We start from the raw sequence: 22,156 nt of genomic DNA, 5'->3' as shown, positions 1-22,156 counted from the left end.
CAAATGTTCACACTGCTTATTTTGTGAGCAGATTCACAACCAAACATTCATCCGGTTAAGTATTTATAACAGCGTCGATAAAGCCTGTGTAACGGCTCACAAGAGATGTGAGATTGGCAGTTTTATTAGTTTCAGGTGTTTCCAGGTAGTTGATGATGCAGTTTTTCAAGAAGTTCATTCCACTTTTCAGTCTCGTTCTAATGAGTATTTCTTTCGGGGCTCACAGCCGTGGGGCTCATCCATCGATCTCAATTCTTTCTCCCGCGGATAACTCACAGTTATTGCAGGTGAACGAAATTAGCTTTCAAGCTGTGGCGCGGGATAGAAGAGATGGAGATATCAGCCATAAGATTCAATGGTATTCCAATATTCAAGGGTCGATCGGTAGCGGAGCTACTTTCAGTCGCACCTTGCAAACCGGCTATCATGTCGTTCGAGCTGAGGTAAGGAACTCGAAAGGCAAACTCGAGCGTGATTACGTCGACCTTTATGTAGATGCTCCGGAGAATAAAGCCCCTACAATCAACATACTCTCCCCTGAAAGCGGCTCAGAATACACCGAAGGAAGCCTGGTGTTCTTCAAAAGCTATGCAAATGATACTGAAGATGGCGACTTAAGCCATTTGACTCAATGGAAATCAGACAAAGATGGATTCCTTGGCACAGGTACCAATATCAATGCGGTGCTTACGCCTGGAAACCATACAGTTACAGCCAGCGTAAAAGACTCTGCCAATGCGACAGCTTCAACTCAAATAGCAATTGCTGTCACAATGGTAACCAATAGTGCACCACAAGTATCAATTGATACACCTGCAACTAACTCCAGTTTCGAGGATGGAACAATCGTAACACTGATATCATCAGCAACTGATGCGGAGGACGGTGAGCTGAGTAGTCAGGTCATTTGGCACTCAAACATTGATGGAAACCTGGGAACAGGACAAACCATTACGACTTTACTTTCTGCAGGAAGCCACACGATTACAGCAGAAGTATTTGATTCTGAAAATGCGACAGACAGTGCTCAGATTAATTTAAATATTATTAAACCTGTAAATAACACTCCTTCTCTGGAAATTACCGCACCAACAAACCTGGCTGAGTTTATGAGCGAAGATGTTCTGGTTTTCACTGCCGTTGCATCTGATACAGAAGACGGTGATTTAGCTAGCCAGGTTATCTGGTCATCGAGCATAGAAGGAATGCTTGGTAAAGGAGCTTCGTTGCAGTCCACTCTGTCAACAGGAACTCATACCATTTCAGCAACGGTTACCGACAGTCAAAACGCACAAGCAACTAGTCAGATTACTTTGATAGTTAAAGAGCCGCAAAACAGCATACCGACAGTATCTATTGATTCGCCAGCATCTGCTAGCAATCATAGCAACTCCTCTCAGATCACTTTCGCAGGCTATGCCAATGATGCCGAAGATGGAGTGATCAGCGACGTCATTAGCTGGCATTCCAATATTGACGGCGTGTTGGGGCATGGAGCGATTATTAGCGGTAATCTCTCTGTCGGAACTCATACAATCACTGCAATGGTTCTCGACTCTAAAAGCGAACAAGCTCAAACCAGTATCTGGTTAACAGTCGAGCAGGCAAACAGTGAAGAGCCTTCTCATCAGGTTTACTACATTTCACCTTATGGTAATGATTCGAATTCTGGTACCAGTGCCGATGCTCCCTGGAAAACTTTCAAGCGCTCATTTGCCAGCAATGGTGTACAGGCTGGTGAAGAATTGGTTCTTCTGGATGGTGAATACTCGGTAGCCAATCAAACGGGTATTCTGCGCGAAGTAGACTACTATGGTAACTCAGTCGACTACTCAGACTCTATACCATCCGGATTAAGCCGAGAGCAACCTACGGTTGTCCGTGCCGCAAATCCCGGGATGGTAAAAGTTATTGGAAGTGATGAGCTACGCCCCCTGTTTATCGGGCGTTCAAGCAGAAAAGATAAGTTTATTAAAGTTCAGGGAATAACTTTTGAAGGCGGAGGCTCTCTGTTCAACGCCGATTATGTAGTTATTAAAGATTCAGGATTCCACGGCTCTTTCAGTATTGGCACTAACGACCACAGCCAGGGAAATAACTACAATCTAGTAGAAGATGTTTGGGTATGGGCGAGTAATCGACGAATCATTGCTTCAAATTATCGCTCAAACAATAATGTTTGGAGACGAGTTGTAGTACGAAGCGAAGGTTGTGATCAAGCGGGCTGCGAAAGCTATCCTAAAGCAGACCCAAGTGTAGGCATGACAGTATACGACTCGCAAAATGTTTCTGTTCAAAACGTTATAATCATTGACCGCGTGATCAGAAACGATAGTGCTTACGGAGATTTTGCAACAGCGCAACATAGCTCGAACAGAGCAAACTACCTGGGTAATAACGAGTGGTTAGGTAACATGTCTATCAACTCGCAAGATTCAGGAATGCACTTCGAAGCTGACTATGTGTTAGATAATGGTTTGCCTATTTGGACAATTAAAAATTTCGTTTCAGTCGGCAATGGTATTGGCGGAATTAATATTGGTAACACCCCTTATAACTACGACTCGGCAGGCAAACCTCAAAGTTTTATTGATAATGCTACTATCGTAATGAATAACGCGGGAGACAACAAAAGTGCAATCCGTGTTTCGCCCAATCAATCTAGTGTTCTTGTGAGTGATAGTTTGACTGTTGGCGCAACTAGAACCGGATACAATGTCCTGGGTTCCATGGTACAAAATTCCCTCGGATACAACCCAGGCGCAGCAGAAGGAAACTTTGATACTTACAACTGCTTGGAAAACTGTATATCTCTGACAAACTCTCCGTTAACAGATGGTTCACTTTTGTTTCCTCAACGTCTTGAGGAAAATGCGCCAGCACAAAATACCTTGCCACAAAAAATCGGTGCAGACATCACTGTTCGCTATGGCGTTGATGGTGCAATATACGGAGACTCTGACTTCAACGTTGAGACACAGACTTCTTTATGGCCGTGGCCTAACGAAGCGCGTATTAAAAAGGAAATGTGTGTTGATAGCGGTATAACTCGAGGTTTCTGTAGCAATTCAACCCAAAAAGATGGTGCCAGCGAAGTTACCTTGAGCTCCTATATATGGGAATATCTGGGCAACGCAGTAGCAGCAGCGCAATAATCCCGGGTATTAAACTTGAGCCTGAAGCTCGATAGTGTCTTATCGGGCTTTCCAGGCTTTGTATCTTATCAATGATTATTTCATAAAGACCTTGCCACTGATTATTTTAAAAGCAGGAACCCCTCTTATTAATGTTTCTCGCGCAAACACGTTGCTGCATTGAGGACAAGTTACGGGGCTTATAGTAAAATCTTTTACGATTCGTTCTTTAAAGCATTTCACCAGAGCTCCTTTACCGCCCTTTCGGTAGGTGTATAGCGGTCCCCGGCATCGATTACAGTAAATACCAACAGTTTTTACAGGCCCTTTTTTATTTGGCTTTGCCACTTTCCCTCCTGTAACAGTATCTCTTAAGTTAAAATACTCTTATCTTTATGTGTAGATTTTCGTTTATAATCACTTGTGCTTGCAAAATAAATTCTCCTTTCTTAGATTGTAAGCACAAGATCGAGTTTTAAGTTTGCAGGCTATCGTAAATGATAAGAAACGCTTTTCATAGACTAAAAGAGCAAGCATTGGCTGAATCAACCAGAGAATACAAAGCGCGAGGTATTCTCGTTAAAAGGTGCAATGGTTGCCAGTTAAATCCTGAGCTTTGTATTTGCGCCCTTCAGCCTAACCTGTCAACTAATATTGATTTTATTCTTATTTATCATAGAGACGAAATTTTCAAGCCGAGTAATACCGGACGTTTAATCGCAGACACTTTTCCCCAAAATACCTATGCCTTTTGCTGGAATAGAAAAACACCTCCTCCGGAGCTGTTATCCTTGCTCAATGATAAGGAACGACGCTGCGTTATTGTCTACCCTGCAGAAAGTAGCGAAAGCAGAAGGATTAACAGCTCGATAGAACAGCAAGAAAATAAGCGGCTTACGCTTATTTTGCTCGACGCTACCTGGCGTCAAAGCCGTCGAATGTATAATTTCAGTCAATGGTTAAAAGATTTCGAGGTTTTGAAAATCAATCCTGCTCGTAAATCGCACTACCTGTCAAGAAATGCCGCCGATGATAGCTATTTATCAACTGCTGAATCAGCAGGCCTGGCTCTTTCTAGCTGTGGACAGGAACATACAGCTAAAAAGCTGTTTGACTACTTCTATCTTTTTAACCAGCGTTATTCGATGATGCGCTCGAACCATAAACTTTCTTCCGCACAATTAGATAAAAAACAATAAGGTTGTAGCAGAAATAAGCGAAAGTTGTTTCAAATGAACTTAACGTATCCAACATTGAGTTGTAGAGCAGATAAGCACTGGTCACTCCTCCCAAAATTACCGCGCCTATAAATACAAAGCGAAAGACAGGGTACTCGCGAGTCAGATAATTAAGAAAGAAATAGAGGGTTGAGCTTATATAGATGATAAGCATCTCCAGCGAAGGATTATCACTAAAGCCGGTATCAGTCAGAAAAGCATTAAATATAGCTAGAGAAACACCACCAATGGCAATTACTATTGCGCGAATGGTGTAGTTGTACTCAACAAGACGACTCGAAAAGTCAGTATAAATTAAGCGGTTTCCTCTCACAATAAACCTAAATTTTCATTCTGATTAACTTAATAACGAACGAAGCCTGGAACTATTCCTTACCAGCTTTTCCAAAAGCTCAAGTTTCTTTTTTAGCGATCAAATGAAAGTACTTCCCGAACCATAAATATGGATGAGAAGTTCCAAGCTCAATTTCAAGCCTTTTTAGTTGCTGGAAATGAGACTGTTGCATGCCCTTTTCTTTCAAATAGTCATGGAAGCATCGTATCCCGGCTTTATGAATTATATTGAAAGGTAATTCTTCTACTTTATAAATAACTTCTTCAGGAGAGAGAGGGTTTCTGGGACTCAGCTTTACGACTCTAGGGAGTGTTAATTTGTTCTCCACATAATCAAAATTTCCATACAAAATATTACCAAACCTCTGAGCATCACGGTTAAAAAAACTTAATGATAGATACCCTCCATTCTTAACCAGTCCTTCCAGTTTAGCTAAAACTTCAAACGGGCTCGCCAACCACTCCAATACTGCATGGCATATCACAAGATCATACTTCTCTTTCACACTAATACTTTGAATCGGCCCTGCAAAGTAGTCAATATTGCTATAGTTAACCAATGCCTTCCGCGCAATGTCTAGTGAGTTTCCCGAAATATCATTCAGCATAACTCTGTGTCCCAGCTCAGACATTGCCTGAGTCATAACTCCTGTTCCTCCTCCCGCGTCAAGAATAGAGAGTTGTCGATTACCAGCATCAGACAATGTTGGAATAGTGGTGGTCAGATGGTGCATTAAAACTTCTTGGCGTAACTTTCCTTTAGTAGTGCCATAAATATTACTATGAAATTTTTTAGCTATATCATCAAAGCTGCGATCAATTTCAGTTTTCATTTCCGTCACTTCTTTCATAATTGATACTAATTAAAATGAAAAATATTGGCGAATAAGGAACAGGAAAATCCACATTCGTTGTTAAATTAATAAGTTTTAATAAATATCTAGATTGCAGCAGGCAATCCTGGATGACAACTATCGAACCAACAACTAGAAACCTGTACTTTCAGTTGGCATCGATTAATAGTCATTAATTGCAATATATGAGATTATAGGACAATTTAAAAGCTCTAATACAGGCAAACTTAAAGAGTTAAACTATGCCCATTTATCCGTTCCACATAGCTGTACAAGTAAGAGACATTCCTGAAGCTAAAGACTTTTATCACTCTAAAATGGGCCTATCAATGGGTCGGCACTGCAGACAATGGATCGACTTTAATATGTTTGGCCATCAATATGTTACTCATCTTAATACAGCGCTTGGTTCAAAAGGAAAAATTGCTAGCATTAGCAATTCAGTTGATAAACATGATGTCCCTGTTCCTCATTTTGGAGTAGTACTTCCTATGGAGAAGTGGAAGGCGTTTGCCGACAAGATTTCCCTCTTTATTGATAGTTTTATCATAGAGCCGTATATAAGATTTGAGGGGCAAACCGGTGAGCAAGGTACATTATTCTTTAGCGATCCATCAGGAAATGCTCTCGAATTCAAGGGATTCAAAAACATAGAAAGAGAGCTATTTGCTAATAACTAAGCATTTGATAATATGAAAACAACACTTATTTATGGCGCAAGCGCTACCCCTTCACGATATGCCAACATTGCGCAACATCGGCTTATTGAGCAGGGACACAAAGTTATTCTCGTAAATCCGCGAGGTGGCGTTATAGATGGCATCCAATGCTTGACTGATCCAGGTAAAGTGTCAATTCCAGTGGATACTGTAACCGTTTATGTTAGACCTGAAATTTTAGACGCGAATATCGAAGCTATAGCTAGTCTCAAGCCACGTAGAATCATTTTAAATCCAGGAACAGAGTCCAGAATCGCTACAGACTACTTTTCTACAAAAGGCATTGAAGTCATTAATGCGTGTACACTGGTCTTACTGACTCTGGGAACTTATTGATTTATTCAAGCCATACTCCTTTTATTGTCAGAGAAAGCTCACTATTGCTCCTCTAAAATAATCAAGAGGCGATCAGACAGCTAACTACTGCGATTAGTACTAGAAAATACTAACCGCTCTGCGAGTGAGTAATATCAATTTAAGAAGGTAAGAATTCTATCGGGTAGGTAATGGTAATAGGCTCTTCTTTATCACTGCTAAACTTGAATTGTTTAATTCTTGCGAGTAAGCTTTGTTCGAGTTTGGGATTATTTAGCTCACTTGAAATTATGCGAATGAATGAGACCTTTCCGTTAGGGTTAATAGTAATTTCGAGCACTATCTTCCCTTTTAACCCCGGGCTTTTGCGACGCTCTCGATTATAAATCGAATACAACTTGCCTTTATTTTGGTCAAATACTAAAGACACTTCTTCTTCGCTTCTAAAGTTTCCTGAATTCTCTACCCTTTCCGTTTCTTGACTCGAAGCTCCTGATGACTGTTCAGCTATCAATCGTTGATTAATCTTCACTAGCTCCTGAGCCGAAATTGTTGTAGACGATACTCGTGCATCACCATATTTAGAAGCATTGATTCCTCCGCTTCCTTTAGTTGCATTTATGGATAATACTGTACTGTCCAACTGAGCTTTTATATTCGCACCTCCGGATGATGTCACTTTTTTACTAATCATCGAGTCTATTTTTGAAGTATCTACAAGATCAGCCAGTTCACTGGACAAAGCTAAAAGGCCTGACTCTTGTGCTTTGTCACGAGCTTTCTTTTGCTTGTCATTTAGAGGTATTTCGCTTTTAACTTCTCTTTTCTTGGTAACTTTAGGTTTCACCTTTTCTACTGGCTCTGGTTTAGGCAAAGGTTTGGGTTCAGGTTTTGGCTCGACTTTAGGTTGTTCCTTTTCTCTTTCTAAAATAAACTCTGCTATCCTTTTTGGCACTATCTGTTCCTTCCTCTCTTCAACCGGAACTTTGATAGAAGAAAGTCTCCAACCGATAGCGAGAAATACAATCAGACAAATAAAAGCGATCAGTAAAAACCGACGCTCTCCCCTACTCGCTGGATCCCACGCTAAAGCCAGTTCATTATATTCTAGTGCTACAGCCATCTAACTTTTCGCTTTTTGATTGGCAAGAAATGCAATTCTAGTGAAGTTTGCATGGCGACAGGTTGTGAGAATTTTACTCAGAAGCTCATAGGGAATATTTTCATCGCCCACGATAGTTACTGCAAAGCCGCCTTGCATTTCACTATTCAATTTGTTGCCAGAAATGTTCTTTTTCGAAGCATGAAAATCCAGTTCCGATTTTAGTGACTTAATTACCTTATCGGAGTTCTGATTAACGCTTACAATTTTTGCAACGCTTACTCCTTCAACCAGAATATCATCGCTTGTTACCATTAACACAAGGGTTTCTTCTGGCATTGATTTAGTGGTAGACGTAGGAAGCCTAACATCCTTTGAACTTGGTAACTGTTGAGAGCTTGATGATGAAACCAGAAGAAAAAACACCAAAATGGTAAAAATATCCATCAATGATACCAGGTTGAGTGCTGGTTGTTTGCGAAGCTTATTCATCCTCTGCATTCTTTTAGCTCGTGATGACATTTCCATTACGGAGATACTCCATTTTTAAGATCATTAGCTCTATCATCGTTCACTTTTTCCAATGTCATCTGCTTTTCAGCATCAGTAACCACTGGTTCGGCATCACCAATAGAAACATTGGGAAATAGCTCCACCGTCTGTACCTGATCAATATTCACCACCTGGGTTGAACGAACGTGATCCATCACCTGAATTAACATTTTATATGGAACTGTTTTTTCGAATAGCAGAGTAATTCTATCCTCTTCAGGGAACCTTCTTTTTATTTCTAAAAGAATCTCATCAAATGCCTTCCAATTCGACTCCATCACCGAATCACGACTAAATCGACGAATTTCTCCGATATTGACATCCTGAATAACAAAATCTTTTTCTCCAACCACAAGTTGCAACTGAAGTTCAATCGTCTCTGAAGATTTAGATGCAGCATCCAACATAGGCAAATTAAGCTCTAATACAGTTAAGCGAGAGAACACAGCTGTAATCAGGAGAAAAGGAACAAGAATTACCATCAGATTTAGAAACGCAGTGATGTTTAGCTCTTTCGCTTCTTCAATGTAGTTTCTTCGATTAAATTTCATAAATTAATCTTCGTCTAAATCCATCAGATTAAGGCACTTTACAGTAGCCATTTCCAAGCTATTGACTATTTTTGAAGTTCTTGTCGACAAATAAGAGTGGGTTAATAATAATGGGATAGCAACGATCAAGCCAAATGCAGTTGTATTCATCGCAACCGAAATACTCGCTGATAATAAGTTTGCTTTATCAGCAGGATCTGCGCTCGCTACAGCTGTAAAAGCTTGAATCAACCCGACAATAGTCCCAAGTAACCCTAGCAAAGTCGCTATATTTGCGAAAGTCGCCAGATAGTGAGTTCTTTCTTCCAAACTCGGAAGCGCCTCCATCATCCCTTCTTCCATGGCCATTTCTACTTTCTTTCTTTTTACATTTGGCTTTTGACGCGCAAAACCATAATTTAAAATAACGGCCAACGGAGTCTTATGTTCTTTGGTAAAAGCCTTGGCCCTTTCGTAATCATTTGCTTTTAGCATGGGTGTTAATTGAGACCATATTTTCTGTGTACGATTATTGGTTCTCATTAAAAACAGGAATCGTTCAATGGTGATAGCAATCCCTAACGCAAAGACTATCAGGATGGGATACATAAAAGGACCTCCCGATTGAAATATTTTTGCAAATTCCATAGTTTCAATTACCTCTTAAACTCATAATTAATTCAGATCCGAAAAGCGGCTTAACGCTTTCGGTTCATTTTTTGATCTATTTCTTTTAACAGTTCTTTTCTACAACGTCGATAATCATCGTAAGAAATTTCTCGATAGTAATACTCTTGTGAGAGTCTTTGGACTCTATCGAATAATTCTTGCCTATTCATCAATAGTAACCCTAATTGTTAATTTCTCTTGCAACTCTAAATCCGGTAAAGTTATCACCTTCCCCAGAATGGCGACTTCTTGTTGAAATATCGCAGGAATCCATTGATACATTAAAAGCACCACCAATGGCTATTAATTGCTTACCACTTGCGTAAACCCACTCACTTGCATTACCAACATAGTTAACCAACCCCCAGGCATTTTGAGCTCCAACAGTTGTACGGACAAAATTATCTCCTTTGGAAATTCCACGAGTATTGAGTTTGCAATTGCGGTTTGTGTCCAGTTTTACACGCGTACTTTTAGCTGCATATTCCCACTCTTTTAGCGTTGGTAAGCGATAGTTCTTTCCTGTCTTATCGCTCAACCACTGCAAATATTTCTCGACAATCTTGATCGATACATTAGCGACAGGTAGATTTTTGTCTTGTTCAGGGATATCGGAACAAGATTTTGTTGAGCTACAAAACAAACTGAAATCAGCAGCAGATATTTCATACTTTCCTATCGCAAATGACTTTATTCCTTTTCCTGCAGGAATTACAACTAAGTCAGGACCAGTACCATAGCCTTTTATCGAATCTTTACATATCGCTCTTTTTCCTCTGGCACCTAATCCCGCTAAAGCGGGAGAGCAAGGATCTTTTGGAATAATTTGAATTGCGGCTATTTGAGTGCTGTTATTAAATATCTTGAGTGCACTAGCCTTGAACTCACTTGCTCGTTCAGGAAATGTCTTGCCAATTTTAGCAATACATGCTGATAAGGAGGCTATTATCTCCCTTTCATTCTTTTTATACTGACGACTATCTATACTCTTTAGTTTATCAATTGCTGTTCCAAGGTTTCTCATGTCCAGCCGGTTTGATTCACAGCGGATCTGACTATTAACATTTGCTAATGCCGCTGAGAATTCTTGATATTTTTGTTCCTTTACCTGTTTTTTCTTTTTTTCCTGTTGTGCAACCAGTGCTTTTTCCTGATTTTTTTGCTCTTCTAGCATTTTCGCAAGCTTTTCCGCTTCGGCAGCATTTTCTGCTTTTTTGACCAAAGCTTGAACACTGTTCTTTTGTACTTCTAGTTCAGAAAAATCCAAAGTGTAGCGTTGAGCATTTTCAATCAAATTTAATGCAGTTTTAAATTCTTTTTGCTCTATACTATTTTTAATTTGCTCAAGATAAATCTCATAAGCATTTTTACGGGTTTGTTGGAACCAGGCTGTGCTGTTTTCAACTAATAGTTCAAACTCACGATTACTCGAACTATCCAGGATCAGCTGGCCGCTTTTTAAGAGTACTTTAATATCTTGTACATTTTTCCAAAGTTCATCCTCCCATCTTTGAGTAAACAGTCGGGATGCGATAAGCACATCTATGTCCTTTTGAAAGTTTTCAAATCTAAGTTTAAACTCTAACTCACTTCGAATTTCTGTTTCATCAAATGATGTCTCAGAAGCACCATAGTACTGATAGTATCCCAGAACAGCGATTACACCGAGCAATAGCAAAGTAACAGGCCACTTTGCAGCACCCTTTTGCTTGGACATCAAAGATAGAAACTCTTCTGCAGAAGAAAGCCTGTTTTCTCGCTGAAATGATAGAGCTTTTTGAATAGCTTTCCATTGTCTTCGTGAAATATTGGATATTCGTTTTGGCTTTAGTTTCTGTTTTTGAGCTTCATCCGCTGGTATTTTATTAAACGGATGTCGTCCAGTGAAGAGTTCATAAGCGACGCACCCCAAAGCATAAATATCATCGCGAATATCAGGCTCTTGTCCATTCAACATTTCCAGACTTGCGTAAGCCGGCGTTAATGCGCCCAGATCTCCGGCATCAAAAATGGTCCTGTCTTCTGGATTGTCTTCATACTGCTCAGCTTTAGCAACAGCCCTCGCGATACCAAAGTCAAAGACTTTTGTGACCCCGCGATCAGTTACGAAAATATTTCCGGGTTTGAAATCCGAGTGAATGATTTTTTGGCCGTGGGCATATATGAGAGCCTGACAAACACTTTCAATAATACTTAACGCATCATCCGTTGGTAAACCCGTTGATTTGTATTGTCGAATCAACTGGTCGAGAGGTTTTCCTTCGAGAAACTCCATTGTCATAAAGACGGTACTTTTGTCTTTATCGAAATCATGTACATTTACAATATTGGGGTGCGCTATTCTCTGTGTCTTGCGCGATTCTCTCTGAAGCGCAACAAAGGCTTCAGGATGTTCCTTAAACTCTTCGGTCAGAACCTTTATAGCAACGTAAGGGTCTTTGTCTCCAGCTTCTACTTTTACTAAATCCCTGGCCTTATAGACGACTCCCATACCTCCCGCACCGAGTACTTTCTCCAGAATAAAGCGCTTTTTAAGAATCATGCTTCCGTCCGGCTCGCCAGAAGCTGCCAACTCATTGTTCTTTGAAGTATTGCTATTTACGTCTTCTCTTAAAGATTCTGACTGCGTTTCTACCGTTTCTAGAGGGACAACTGGTCGAGCAATTCTGGTTCGTTCCTGCCTTGGCTTAAACTGAGTTCGATCACCATCAACATTTTCAGAAAGTTCAGGTGGTAAATTTTTGTTAACTTTTACTTTGTTGACCCTCGTTTTATTGACTGTTTCTTTTTTACGAGGCTGTTTTTGAAAAACGGTCTCTTCACCAGGAGAGCTTTTAGAAACTGGAGATACACTCACGTGTCCTTGAACACTCTTAGCATCAGGAGACTTTCTGGAGCCAACAATAACGGTGCTATCATTGGCCTCTTTTTGAATTCGAGTTAAATCTTCGCTGCTTCGCTCCACAGTCAAATCACTTCCTTTGGTATTTTCTTCCTGTTCCATATCTTCGGCTACTCAAATGCTTCAACAGTTTAAAAAGTGTCGGCGGTCAATTCGCGCATGGCGACCTTTTCAAACTCACCCTTTACAACAATTGCCGACACATTATCTGGAGCACCATTCTCTATTGAACGCTGTATCATTTGGGATACTTTAGTCTGCAAATTATTGCTCGACATAATTTGTGCCAACTCTTGCTCATCCACAGTGTTATGCAGGCCGTCACTACAAAGTAAATAGACATCTTTTAACAAAGTATCAAACACACAAACTTCTATGCAAAGCTCATCATCAACACCTATAGCTCGAGTAATCACATTAGATTCCGAATGTGATTTAGCCTCCTCAGGTAAAATAACTCCCTGCTCAATCAGCTCTTCAACTCGACTATGATCACGAGTTATCCGCTGAAGTTTTCCTTCCCTCAACCGGTAAAGTCTTGAATCGCCAACCCATAGAGCAACACCAACTCTTCCCTTAATAACCAGGGAAACGATCGTGCTTCCAATCGTACTGTTATCCAGGTTCTGCTCAGAATAATCGAGAATTTCTTGATTTGTTTTAAGTAAAATATCCTCGACCGCATCAACCATTTGTTGAAGGTCGGGCTGAGCTTGTAATTGATTCAAGGCTTCAATAATCATGTTACTGGCAATATCGCCGACTTCATGCCCTCCCATTCCATCTGCAACTGCCCAAAGCCCCAAATCAGAACGAGACAAAATTGCATCTTCATTAACACTTCTCTTAACCCCGACATCCGTTTTAGCGGCACTATCCCACTTAACCTTTCTTCTTATTGTGGCATCACTCATAGCTATCTCTCAGCTCGGTACTTTCTTGTGGTTGCAGTGCATTCAAGCGGTATGCATTTTGCCATCCCCAACCATTCCATTGACCATCAAGCATTGCTGGTACACTACTGATTCTTGGCAAACCTTGAGTAACCATTGTACATGGCTCAACCTGGTCTGAACCTGAAGTACTCCACACACTAAAACTAGACAGTGAAGCTGTCAAAAAGACATCTAACAGCTGTGGAAACACAGCAGATGGTGACTGTTCCTCAAACTCCATCTTGACTACAGCATTCTTTTGACTATCGTAAAGTTGTTCTTTCAGGTAGGTTGCACTAAATTCTGGCGTTAAAACCTCTACTTCTCTGAACAATGTATCAATATCAAAAGTTTCTTCCAGCGAATCAAGCATCAGCTCTTCGGTTTGCTGAAACCAGTCGCTTTGCAAGAGCATTGCTTCAAATAGGCTTACACCTGCTGGTATTTGCGTTAACACCGTCAATGGAAAATATCGCCCGACGCGATCAACACTCGGTATCAATACACCAATCCATGCCATTTCATTTAAAACACCTTCTGATAACGCGAAGCGCCAGATAGGGCTGGAAAGATAGAGGTCCAACCAACCATCTCTCAAATGCTCTTGAGAACCGGCGATATAACTTTGCAACCATTCATCCCACACACTTATACAGCTATTTGGTAAGTTACGAAAAACAAAATCTCCATGTGCAGGAAGCTTTCCAAAAACACCACTAGTATTAAAGCTTTGCATCTAGATTGACTCCGGACATCTGAACGCACCTAGCAAATTTTTGCTGAAAGGATTGTCAACACTCTTGGCCTTAATTAGGTAACTAATAAAATGTTTTGACTTTCCAACAGGAATATCTTTTTCATTTGAGTCTGCAACATGATATTTAACACTATACAATTTTGCTGTTTTAGTAGCTTCCAAAGCAGCCTCATCTTGTAAACGAAACCATGCCCATGGACCATCATAGATCTTGGAATGAAATTCTCCTTGCAAATCCTCAAAAACAAGACGGACTCGATTTAATTCACTTTCAGCTTCCCACTTAATATTTTTCCAGAATTTCGGGCCGTGATTATACGTCAATCGCTCACCACCAAGTTCCATAGTGAAGCGTGCATCTTTCTTACTCATAGACTCTGGTTTCATCTGGAAAGAAATCGCTGGAGTACTCGGATCAAGTTTAAAAAAAACATTTTTAATTTGTTGAGCTCGACTAAGTTGACTTAGTACGGCGCTTGAAATAGCAATACTCCGTCCGTCAACTGTTTTATTTTCCCACGTTTTTGTATTAATAAACGGTTTAAGCATTTCCTGATAGAACTTATCAATACTGCCGTTTGGTTTGAAAAACTCGTTGAAGTCAATTACCGATAGCTCTTCTCTCGACTTGCGATTAATCGGGTAACCATTAGCTAGCGCTCTTGAATATGGCTGGTATACTCTGCTTTTCCATTCAGAATTAAGATAGCTTCTACCTGATTGAAGAACCACTTTCCAAGATTGATCCGCAATAGTATTCATCCATGACTTTATTGGCTCAGGCATTTTCTTCGCATACGTTCTCAAATTGGTAATCGCATTCGGAGCATTACTCACATAACGGGCAGTAGCTATTTCAAACGATTGCTTGTTCGGCTCAGGAGCTACCTGAATAGCATCCATAAAGTCATGAAGTTGCTGGATAGACTGCATAGCCAGTCCAATCGGAGCCATTCGCTGAGGTGACTCGCGTAGAAGAAGGTTTATGCTTTTAAACTGTCTATCTACTTTAGTTTCAAGTTTGGAAGCCAGACTCCCCGCAAGGTTGCCAGCAGTATTAACTCCTCCGGTGGTGAGCCGTGTCTTGTTAACCACTGCTTGTGTGGCCGCACCATTTCCTAAAGGAACGTTATCAAGTACGGGCGGAGTTAACTGAGTATTTTCCTTTCCAACTTGTAGAATTGCGAGCAACGGAGAATATACCGGATCGGTTAAAACCGCTAAGGATTCTGTAGCATGTCGAATATTTTCGAAATCAGCGACTTCGAGTACGTTATAAACTTGTTTCCAAGTTTGCAAATACTCAGCCATATAATGCTCTTTTACTTGCTCGCTAATCTTGTCAAAATCGTCTTCAATAAAGTCTACCTTCTCTTTTTTATTCTCCGCGAGCACCCAGCGATCATTCATGATATCTTGAATAACATCCGAAGCAGGAGAAAAGTCAATATTTTTGTAACCTTCTACAGTAAACATCCAGGGGATCGTGAGTGCCTGGCTAGAACGTTGATCGATCTTGTAAAAATTTCTTACCGACTCTCCAAATAAATTAAGCAAGTTAACGGGTTGGTTATACTCCGGATTGGTTCTAATACGAGCGTAAATTCTCTGTCCCACAGGTACTTGTAATAACAGATTTCGAGTATTGTTGACCAATCTCGGATTTAATTGACTAGGTTGTTGTCTTAGTGATAGCAAGTTTTCTAAATGTTTAATAATTTGCTTTCTAATTGAAGCTTCACCTAGTAACCGTTCATCCAGACTACTTTTGAACCAGTCAATAACCATCGAAGGCTCCATCTTTTCAACTTTATCGAACATCAGGTACACTCGAAAAGTATTGTACAGATCTCCTCCTTGATGTCCTTTTGCCAAATGTGAAGCAACATAATCAATGATTCTTGGTAAAAACATAGTGCGCAACTTTGACTGGTAAGCGCTATCAGCTGATTCATTTACATTATCATCATAGAGCCCCAAACCTGAAAGCCACGGATTTTCCTCTTTGTCATAAATCAGACTTGCGCTATACAGAGAATTAAGCTGAGGAAGTACTACTCTTAAATCCTTACTCCATTGATTACGTTTAGCTTCCAAGAGATTAAATTCTTCGACCTTTTCCTGTACTTCTGTCATCAGCATTTCATGCCGGGTAATACTTCCTGCCCAGACAAGAATAAACGAAATTGCTACAGCAGCCATGGAAGTGAAACCGAGCTTTCTTGACCAGAACAGAAGTTTCTCATATTTCTGATTGGAGCCAACTAGTTCTGATTCTGGAAAAATAACTTTTCTAAAAAGATTTCCTAGAAAATAACTCTTACCTTGAGGTGCCTGTAAATGTGCAGACTCTCGTGAAAAACCAAAGCTCGATGCTACCGATGTCATCATTTTGTCAACCGGAGTACCGTCCTGGGTTCCGCTTGTAAAGTAAACACCTCGCAAATAGGGTTGCGATTGAAAGCGATTTGATTCAAATGCCTTTCTTAAAAATGACGTAACAATTGACTGCAAGTTGTCCATTTGTTGTGGAAAGCCGTAGATCAATCCACGCCGGTTAATATCTCTTTCCTGATGAACGCGCCAAAGAACTCTCTCATACAGCCGCTGGAGCATTGACTTTAACTTTCCATCAAACTCATCAAAATCGATAGCTTTATCTTTTCTGTTATTCTCCGGTAGCGAAATTCCCCATACTTGCTCGCGCTCTTCCAAACCCAAATCTTCGAAAAACTCTGAAAAACCGGAAACCATATCCGTTTTTGTCAACATCAAATAAACGGGAAAGCGAATTTCCAATTTTTCCATTAATTCGTTAATTCTGTTCCTAATTATTTTCGCATGATTAGCTCTTTCTTCTTCGGACTGTGTAAGCAAATCTTGCAGACTAACCGCGACAATTGCACCATTAATTGGGCGTCGACGGCGATTTTTTTTGAGCAATGCTAAAAACGCCTCCCAGCCAGAACTGTCAATAACCTTGTGACTATCCTGCGTCGTATACCTTCCTGCGGTATCAACCAACACAGCTTCATCGGTAAACCACCAGTCACAATTTCTAGTCCCACCAACCCCCTGAAGGGCATTTTTTCCAAATTTATTTGCCAGAGGAAAGTCCAGAGAGGAGTTTACCAAAGCAGTTGTTTTTCCTGAACCGGGAGGCCCTACAATGATATACCAGGGCAGTTCATACAAAGCTTTTCCAGAACTCAATCCTTTAAATCTGGTTTTCTTAAGGGTCTCCAAAGCAGAAGAAAATCTGGCACTTATCTGTTCCTGTTCCTGTTGAGATAACTCACTGCCGCCTGAATCGGCTTTTTTTTGATTCTCGGCCAAATCTTGCACAAACTCTTCATTATTTTTCCGATTCTGAAGTTGAATGCGAAGATTATTTAAACCCCATAAGACTAACGCCACAATGATAGCTACCAGCCTTGCAGTCAAACTTTCAAGGGGTGCAGAATTAGACTCTCCAAATTTAATCAAAGGACCAACGAACCAGATTAAAATGCAAATCGCCAACAAGCCAATAAGCGAAATAACAATCCTGTTTTTAAAAAAATTAATTACCGTTTTCATATGCAAACTAATTATTTTCCCGCTAATACTGTTATTTCTTTGACTCAGTTTTCGCTAAATCATCTAACTGTTTTACCACTGGAGAAGATGACTCGAAAAGCCAATACCGAAACCCTGAATAACTTACAACAAGTAAAGCTGCGACGATACTCGCAACCACCCACATAGGTAAATATTGAGTCAAACCTTTCTTTCCGCTTCCTATCCCCTGCCATTCGTTTGACAAAGACCTTTCATACTCGCCACGATAGTTTCTGATAACAGCAAAAACTTCGTCTCTTACCTGCTCAATTGCATCCCGCCCTCTATTTGCAAACCGGTATCGACCTTCAAAACCAAGACTGAGAAAGACATAAAACAACTCAAGCATTTCAAGATTTTCTGAGGGATTTGATTTTAATCTATCAAGTATCTGGAAAAATTTCTCACCACCGGAAGTTTCGTTGTGAAATACACTTAGTAATGTTTTTTGAGGCCAATGACTCTCAGTTCCCCAAGGCGTATTTAAAACAGCTTCATCAAGCGCAGAACAAACAATATAACGAGCGGCTAGAGCAATTTCCGGTTTGTACCCCATAGCCTGAACTTCGGCATGAAACGTCTTTATTTCATTACTCAGCCGACTATATAAGCCTGGGACATCTGGATGGTTCAGAGTATTTCGCGTTTTCTCAAAAACAGCGATGAGGTTTGCTGCAGCTTTGACGATGGGGTTCAAACCTATCAGAGTCTGAAAGCCTGCGGCAACCTCAAATGAAACTGGATGACCATGTGATGTATGTGATGCATAATTTGTTCGTTGTGCAGCAGTCGCCACTGCCGGCTCTCTAGAGGCAACAGGTTTTCGCCTACCAGGTGTAGGTCGAATAATTGTTTGATCTGGATTTGTGGAACCTCTCGGCCTGAATACCGTCTTGTCACCAGATTCATTCATATCTTTCTTCCTCCTCTTACCCTTTTTCGTTGCGTATTGCTACTGACGAATAGCCCAGAACTCCAACTCTAACCCAGGAAAATCGCCACCAATATGAATAGCGATTCCGCCAGAGTTCTTGAGTTCTTTCCAGTAATCACTGTTTTTCTCTAGCTCAAAGTAATTGTATCCAGAACGGAATGGAATCTGTCGAGGAGATACTGGAAGCGGCTTAATTGCGATTCCAGGCAACGCTGCATTCACCAACTGCCTGATTCTTTCAACCGAGGCGATTTTGATATGTCGTGGTAGATGCCCCCGTAAACTGTCATCAGGTAAATCCGCTCGAGCGGCCAAAACAAATACTCCTGAGTTCAACATGGTTCGGTCTGGAATCTGAACAACTCGAATACCATATTTCTTTTCAACCAACTCAAGAGCCGTGGCGGTTTGTTCATAAACCATACTTAAGCACTGACGCAAACCAGATATCACAGGCGTGAAAGTATCCTGAAGATTCTGATGCCGGTATGCAGGTAAGGAAAGTGCACGTTTATTTTTCGCAAAAAAGGTGGATAACTCACCAACCATCTGAACGATCTCGCGATACAAGTCAATTGGATGAAGAGATTCGACACTCTGTAAATGATGAGCCAAAGGTTCTAAACGATTTATCAATTGAAGCAACATATAGTCGGCTATTTCGGCTGTTCCACCGCGACGTGTATCAGCAAGTCTTCCTGCAATCGCTTCCGCACGATGATGGAGTAACCCAACTAGCTCAGACAAAAAATTCTTCAATTTAGTAGAAGCTTTACTGTTTAGGCACGTAGGAATAAAGTTTTCATCCAGTTTAATATTCTTGTCTTCACTCGACTCTGCAACTCGTAGCAATCCAACACAAGCGTAACCGCTCATATCGTCATCCTCAGTCAGTAGCCTGATTCTTAATTTGCCAACATTAACTTTCAGACTATCACTCCCCTCGACCGTTACATCTCTAACTGGCTGCTCAGCCGAGTAGTACCTCGCAAGACCTTGAGCTTCCTCATCCGCAAGAACATCTACAGCCCCAGCTCTTCTAACAGGAATAGCAAGATAAATCACTTTGTTATGGGTTGATTCGGGTAGCTCTAGAACTTTTGGAGAATTATCGACATCAGGAAAACTAAATGGAGTTCCATCTGGAAAGATACCCTTTGCATTAACCACTGAAATTTTTCCCAGCTTGAGTAATTGCTGGTCAACTTCAAAGGACTCAACGCCCCAACCATAAGCACCATATGCAGCACATTTACCATCAATATATCGCTCAAAATAGCGCTCTTGCTGCTGAAAATGTTGTGGGTTAAGAAACATTCCTTCTCCCCAAACAACCTTACTATCTAATGACATTAAAGCTCCCCTTAAAGTAAGTAGCCTATGACTTTATTCAAAATGCACAAAATTTCTCTGATTGAGAGAAAGTTGCGCCAAAAAATACTCATAACAATACAATCCTTGCTAAAGCAAGAGATAAAGACACTGCTATTTTTCAATTAGAGTCATTTTATTACCAGTAATTTTTATTTTGATTTTATCTTGAAAAACATTATTCGCTTCTACTGGAAAGACAACGCGAAATTGCGAATCATTGTAATTATAGAATTCCGCATACAGGGCTATGTATTGAGTTTGAGGATTTAAAACAAAGTTCTCTTCTCTTTGCTCTCCCGGAGTCAACCTCCTTAACTCTTGCTTAGCAACCATATCAGCGCCTAGAACATCACCATCTCTTTCATATAAATCTATAAAATCAGCATTTTCGAAAACTTTGTTTGATTGAAGTTCATAAAATCTTAAGAACAGTGGCGAAGGCTTCTTCGCATCATCTGGATTAACATCGGCTTCCACATTAATTGTCAACCTCAAGTCGGTATCAAGATTCAATGTTTGCCCAACTGTTTGGCAACCAGAAATAATCATTAGAGAATAAGATAGAAGCAATGCTTTCAGCAGACCATCAAAAATATTACGCATATAAATACCTTCTAATATTTTACTTTTTGTTTCGTCGAGCGAGTGCTAACTTTTGTAGCTGCGCCTCGTATGCTAGTGTAAATTCGTCACCGAACACTGTCTGAAAGGATGTATCCAGATCAGAAAACAAATCTTGGTAATACTGGCAAAAAGAATCCCAGTACTGTGCCTTTTCGTTTCTCGGTATTAATCCTTTTTTGCTCTGTTTTTGAAAGATTCCTTCAAGTCCTTTAGGGTCAAACCTCTCAGCAACTCCGTTAAATGCCGAGCGTACGCCAGCTAGTATGGCAACTTGATGATCAGCAATACTTTCGAAGCTCTCTTCCACTGTTTCAATTGGCTTTTTGTAAGAGTTACCTTCCTTAATGAACATATTCTCCAAAGCATCATCAACATTAGCTGAAAACTTTAAAGGATTATTTTCTTTAGGCTGAATGGTTGTCATGTTCATCCTAAATGTATTCTTGACATTATTTCTCGACGCAAGAGTTTGCATCATGCCTTCAGTTACCTTGCGGATAAAAACTCCACAAATCTCATTTATTTCAGCGACCTTTTCATCACTCAGTTCGTGCTCACTGAAACCAATGCAATCAACTAGCGTCCGGTCCACACCCGAGCCTGTGCGCTTTTTCGCGACTTCAAGCTGCTTCTTTAAACTAGCATTCTGCGCCTTCAGGTTTTTATAGGATTTTTCCAAAGCCCGACGGCGAGCTTCGGATTCAGATAAACTAATTGATTCTGCGTCAGTTGTTTTTTGAACCGCAACCACTTGCGAACTTTGGTAATCCTGAGATGGCCTGACTTTTACGTTTCCAAACGATGTTTCCTCCTGCTTCGAACTAGTCGAATCAAGGAAGTCGTCATCCCAATCTTGTGGTATTAATTCATTATTCTGAGATGTAGAAGGCCAGTCGACGGCCTGCTCGGTAGCCTGCGCATTATCGGAATAAGAGTTCAAATTAAACTGTTCTCTTTCTTTATCTAGTGGTTGCTGACCCACTGAAAAAGATTCTGAAGCATTGTCTAGCGCAGCTAATGGGTCGGTTTCTTCTGGAAGAGAGACCGACGTGAGGTTGTCAGTGTTTAGCCCATCATCAAAATGGGAGGCCCCCGAACTTATTGAGCTACGACTGATTTCCGGTTGGGTCAAAGGCAAAGCATACTCTTGCTTACTGCTAGAAGCGGGGACGGGACTGGCGAAAGGATCATCTATGTCCAAATCAGAACTGCCAGCATTAAAATTTTGAACAAAAGCTTCAGATGAGTCACTTTCAACTGGAATTGAAACCTGAAACTTATAGTCGCTGATTTCAAAAATATCGCCATTGGTAAGCCTGATTTTTTCTCCCTTTCCCAGAGGCTCTCCCGAATTATTAACGTAAGTACCATTGGTACTTCTATCCACGAGATAAAAATCGCTGCCCTCCGAAACAATCTGACTATGACAGCCAGAAAGGAAACGTTCCGGATCACTTAATACCCAAGTATTATCAGGACTTCGACCAAGCGTTCCGCCCTGCTCATCAAAAACCATACTTGATTGGGCCAATTCGACGCCATCGGGAAACTCTAATATCGTCACGACTACAGGCATAAGTCTAC

General features: G+C 40.7%; 19 protein-coding genes. 4 read left to right on the top strand and 15 right to left on the bottom strand.

The window, feature by feature from the left end:
• The first annotated feature begins 152 nt into the window (after positions 1–152).
• Positions 153–3,155 (top strand): hypothetical protein, encoded by a 3,003-nt coding sequence (locus IYN84_RS02735; protein WP_196137628.1) that lies wholly within the window; start codon positions 153–155, stop codon positions 3,153–3,155.
• 476 nt (positions 3,156–3,631) lie between these two features.
• Entirely contained in the window at positions 3,632–4,333 is a 702-nt protein-coding gene (locus tag IYN84_RS02730; protein ID WP_196137627.1) for a tRNA-uridine aminocarboxypropyltransferase, read from the top strand.
• Here IYN84_RS02730 and IYN84_RS02725 read toward each other — a convergent pair.
• Together IYN84_RS02725 and IYN84_RS02720 are read right to left on the bottom strand one after the other, a co-directional pair.
• Positions 4,263–4,685, bottom strand: coding sequence for a hypothetical protein (locus IYN84_RS02725; protein ID WP_196137626.1), 423 nt, complete (start codon positions 4,683–4,685; stop codon positions 4,263–4,265). The two genes, IYN84_RS02730 and IYN84_RS02725, sit on opposite strands and share 71 nt — an antisense overlap.
• 79 nt (positions 4,686–4,764) lie before the next feature.
• On the bottom strand, positions 4,765–5,538 hold the full coding sequence (locus IYN84_RS02720) for a methyltransferase domain-containing protein (RefSeq protein ID WP_196137625.1): 774 nt from the start codon (positions 5,536–5,538) through the stop codon (positions 4,765–4,767).
• Positions 5,539–5,801: 263 nt separating this feature from the next.
• Here IYN84_RS02720 and IYN84_RS02715 point away from each other — a divergent pair, with 263 nt between their 5' ends.
• The gene (locus tag IYN84_RS02715) at positions 5,802–6,239 is read left to right on the top strand and encodes a VOC family protein (protein ID WP_196137624.1); all 438 of its coding nucleotides are present in this window, start codon (positions 5,802–5,804) and stop codon (positions 6,237–6,239) included.
• 12 nt (positions 6,240–6,251) lie between these two features.
• Positions 6,252–6,614 (top strand): CoA-binding protein, encoded by a 363-nt coding sequence (locus IYN84_RS02710; RefSeq protein ID WP_196137623.1) that lies wholly within the window; start codon positions 6,252–6,254, stop codon positions 6,612–6,614.
• A 139-nt stretch (positions 6,615–6,753) separates the two neighbouring features.
• Here IYN84_RS02710 and IYN84_RS02705 read toward each other — a convergent pair whose 3' ends face one another.
• The 13 genes from IYN84_RS02705 to tagH form a co-directional block, all read right to left on the bottom strand.
• Entirely contained in the window at positions 6,754–7,716 is a 963-nt protein-coding gene (locus IYN84_RS02705) for an AgmX/PglI C-terminal domain-containing protein (RefSeq protein ID WP_196137622.1), read from the bottom strand.
• Complete coding sequence (locus tag IYN84_RS02700; RefSeq protein ID WP_210330274.1) at positions 7,717–8,187, bottom strand: biopolymer transporter ExbD; 471 nt, start codon at positions 8,185–8,187, stop codon at positions 7,717–7,719. It abuts the gene before it with no gap.
• 35 nt (positions 8,188–8,222) lie between these two features.
• Positions 8,223–8,798: a biopolymer transporter ExbD gene (locus IYN84_RS02695; RefSeq protein WP_196137620.1), complete on the bottom strand. Its 576-nt coding sequence runs from the start codon at positions 8,796–8,798 to the stop codon at positions 8,223–8,225.
• Positions 8,799–8,801: 3 nt separating this feature from the next.
• Complete coding sequence (locus tag IYN84_RS02690; protein WP_196137619.1) at positions 8,802–9,425, bottom strand: MotA/TolQ/ExbB proton channel family protein; 624 nt, start codon at positions 9,423–9,425, stop codon at positions 8,802–8,804.
• Positions 9,426–9,475: 50 nt separating this feature from the next.
• Positions 9,476–9,616: a hypothetical protein gene (locus tag IYN84_RS02685; protein ID WP_196137618.1), complete on the bottom strand. Its 141-nt coding sequence runs from the start codon at positions 9,614–9,616 to the stop codon at positions 9,476–9,478.
• Between the two features lie 11 nt (positions 9,617–9,627).
• On the bottom strand, positions 9,628–12,450 hold the full coding sequence (locus IYN84_RS02680) for a bifunctional serine/threonine-protein kinase/formylglycine-generating enzyme family protein (RefSeq protein ID WP_196137617.1): 2,823 nt from the start codon (positions 12,448–12,450) through the stop codon (positions 9,628–9,630).
• A gap of 29 nt (positions 12,451–12,479) precedes the next feature.
• On the bottom strand, positions 12,480–13,262 hold the full coding sequence (locus IYN84_RS02675) for a PP2C family serine/threonine-protein phosphatase (RefSeq protein WP_196137616.1): 783 nt from the start codon (positions 13,260–13,262) through the stop codon (positions 12,480–12,482).
• The gene (gene tagF / locus IYN84_RS02670; protein WP_196137615.1) at positions 13,255–14,019 is read right to left on the bottom strand and encodes a type VI secretion system-associated protein TagF; all 765 of its coding nucleotides are present in this window, start codon (positions 14,017–14,019) and stop codon (positions 13,255–13,257) included. Before tagF ends, IYN84_RS02675 begins: the two co-directional genes overlap by 8 nt.
• The gene (gene tssM / locus IYN84_RS02665) at positions 14,020–17,619 is read right to left on the bottom strand and encodes a type VI secretion system membrane subunit TssM (RefSeq protein ID WP_196137614.1); all 3,600 of its coding nucleotides are present in this window, start codon (positions 17,617–17,619) and stop codon (positions 14,020–14,022) included. It abuts the gene before it with no gap.
• A gap of 31 nt (positions 17,620–17,650) precedes the next feature.
• The gene (gene icmH / locus IYN84_RS02660) at positions 17,651–18,553 is read right to left on the bottom strand and encodes a type IVB secretion system protein IcmH/DotU (protein WP_196137613.1); all 903 of its coding nucleotides are present in this window, start codon (positions 18,551–18,553) and stop codon (positions 17,651–17,653) included.
• Between the two features lie 39 nt (positions 18,554–18,592).
• On the bottom strand, positions 18,593–19,927 hold the full coding sequence (tssK, locus tag IYN84_RS02655) for a type VI secretion system baseplate subunit TssK (RefSeq protein WP_196137612.1): 1,335 nt from the start codon (positions 19,925–19,927) through the stop codon (positions 18,593–18,595).
• A gap of 132 nt (positions 19,928–20,059) precedes the next feature.
• The gene (gene tssJ, locus IYN84_RS02650) at positions 20,060–20,551 is read right to left on the bottom strand and encodes a type VI secretion system lipoprotein TssJ (protein WP_196137611.1); all 492 of its coding nucleotides are present in this window, start codon (positions 20,549–20,551) and stop codon (positions 20,060–20,062) included.
• 19 nt (positions 20,552–20,570) lie between these two features.
• Positions 20,571–22,148, bottom strand: a complete 1,578-nt coding sequence (gene tagH, locus IYN84_RS02645) for a type VI secretion system-associated FHA domain protein TagH (protein ID WP_196137610.1) — start codon at positions 22,146–22,148, stop codon at positions 20,571–20,573.
• Positions 22,149–22,156 lie beyond the last annotated feature (8 nt).

The organism is Aliikangiella sp. G2MR2-5 (assembly GCF_015687155.1).
Taxonomy (GTDB): domain Bacteria; phylum Pseudomonadota; class Gammaproteobacteria; order Enterobacterales; family Kangiellaceae; genus Aliikangiella.
This window is presented reverse-complemented; position numbering and strand designations above follow the sequence as displayed.

Excerpts from the sequence above, each read along its gene's own strand:
- IYN84_RS02675 (WP_196137616.1), bottom strand. The coding sequence starts at position 13,262 with ATGAGTGATGCCACAATAAGAAGAAAGGTTAAGTGGGATAGTGCCGCT.
- IYN84_RS02715 (WP_196137624.1), top strand. The coding sequence starts at position 5,802 with ATGCCCATTTATCCGTTCCACATAGCTGTACAAGTAAGAGACATTCCT.
- IYN84_RS02705 (WP_196137622.1), bottom strand. The coding sequence starts at position 7,716 with ATGGCTGTAGCACTAGAATATAATGAACTGGCTTTAGCGTGGGATCCA.
- tagH (WP_196137610.1), bottom strand. The coding sequence starts at position 22,148 with ATGCCTGTAGTCGTGACGATATTAGAGTTTCCCGATGGCGTCGAATTG.
- IYN84_RS02700 (WP_210330274.1), bottom strand. The coding sequence starts at position 8,187 with ATGAATAAGCTTCGCAAACAACCAGCACTCAACCTGGTATCATTGATG.
- IYN84_RS02735 (WP_196137628.1), top strand. The coding sequence starts at position 153 with ATGATGCAGTTTTTCAAGAAGTTCATTCCACTTTTCAGTCTCGTTCTA.
- tssK (WP_196137612.1), bottom strand. The coding sequence starts at position 19,927 with ATGTCATTAGATAGTAAGGTTGTTTGGGGAGAAGGAATGTTTCTTAAC.
- icmH (WP_196137613.1), bottom strand. The coding sequence starts at position 18,553 with ATGAATGAATCTGGTGACAAGACGGTATTCAGGCCGAGAGGTTCCACA.
- IYN84_RS02690 (WP_196137619.1), bottom strand. The coding sequence starts at position 9,425 with ATGGAATTTGCAAAAATATTTCAATCGGGAGGTCCTTTTATGTATCCC.
- tssJ (WP_196137611.1), bottom strand. The coding sequence starts at position 20,551 with ATGCGTAATATTTTTGATGGTCTGCTGAAAGCATTGCTTCTATCTTAT.
- tagF (WP_196137615.1), bottom strand. The coding sequence starts at position 14,019 with ATGCAAAGCTTTAATACTAGTGGTGTTTTTGGAAAGCTTCCTGCACAT.
- IYN84_RS02720 (WP_196137625.1), bottom strand. The coding sequence starts at position 5,538 with ATGAAAACTGAAATTGATCGCAGCTTTGATGATATAGCTAAAAAATTT.
- IYN84_RS02710 (WP_196137623.1), top strand. The coding sequence starts at position 6,252 with ATGAAAACAACACTTATTTATGGCGCAAGCGCTACCCCTTCACGATAT.
- tssM (WP_196137614.1), bottom strand. The coding sequence starts at position 17,619 with ATGAAAACGGTAATTAATTTTTTTAAAAACAGGATTGTTATTTCGCTT.
- IYN84_RS02695 (WP_196137620.1), bottom strand. The coding sequence starts at position 8,798 with ATGAAATTTAATCGAAGAAACTACATTGAAGAAGCGAAAGAGCTAAAC.
- IYN84_RS02730 (WP_196137627.1), top strand. The coding sequence starts at position 3,632 with ATGATAAGAAACGCTTTTCATAGACTAAAAGAGCAAGCATTGGCTGAA.
- IYN84_RS02685 (WP_196137618.1), bottom strand. The coding sequence starts at position 9,616 with ATGAATAGGCAAGAATTATTCGATAGAGTCCAAAGACTCTCACAAGAG.
- IYN84_RS02680 (WP_196137617.1), bottom strand. The coding sequence starts at position 12,450 with ATGGAACAGGAAGAAAATACCAAAGGAAGTGATTTGACTGTGGAGCGA.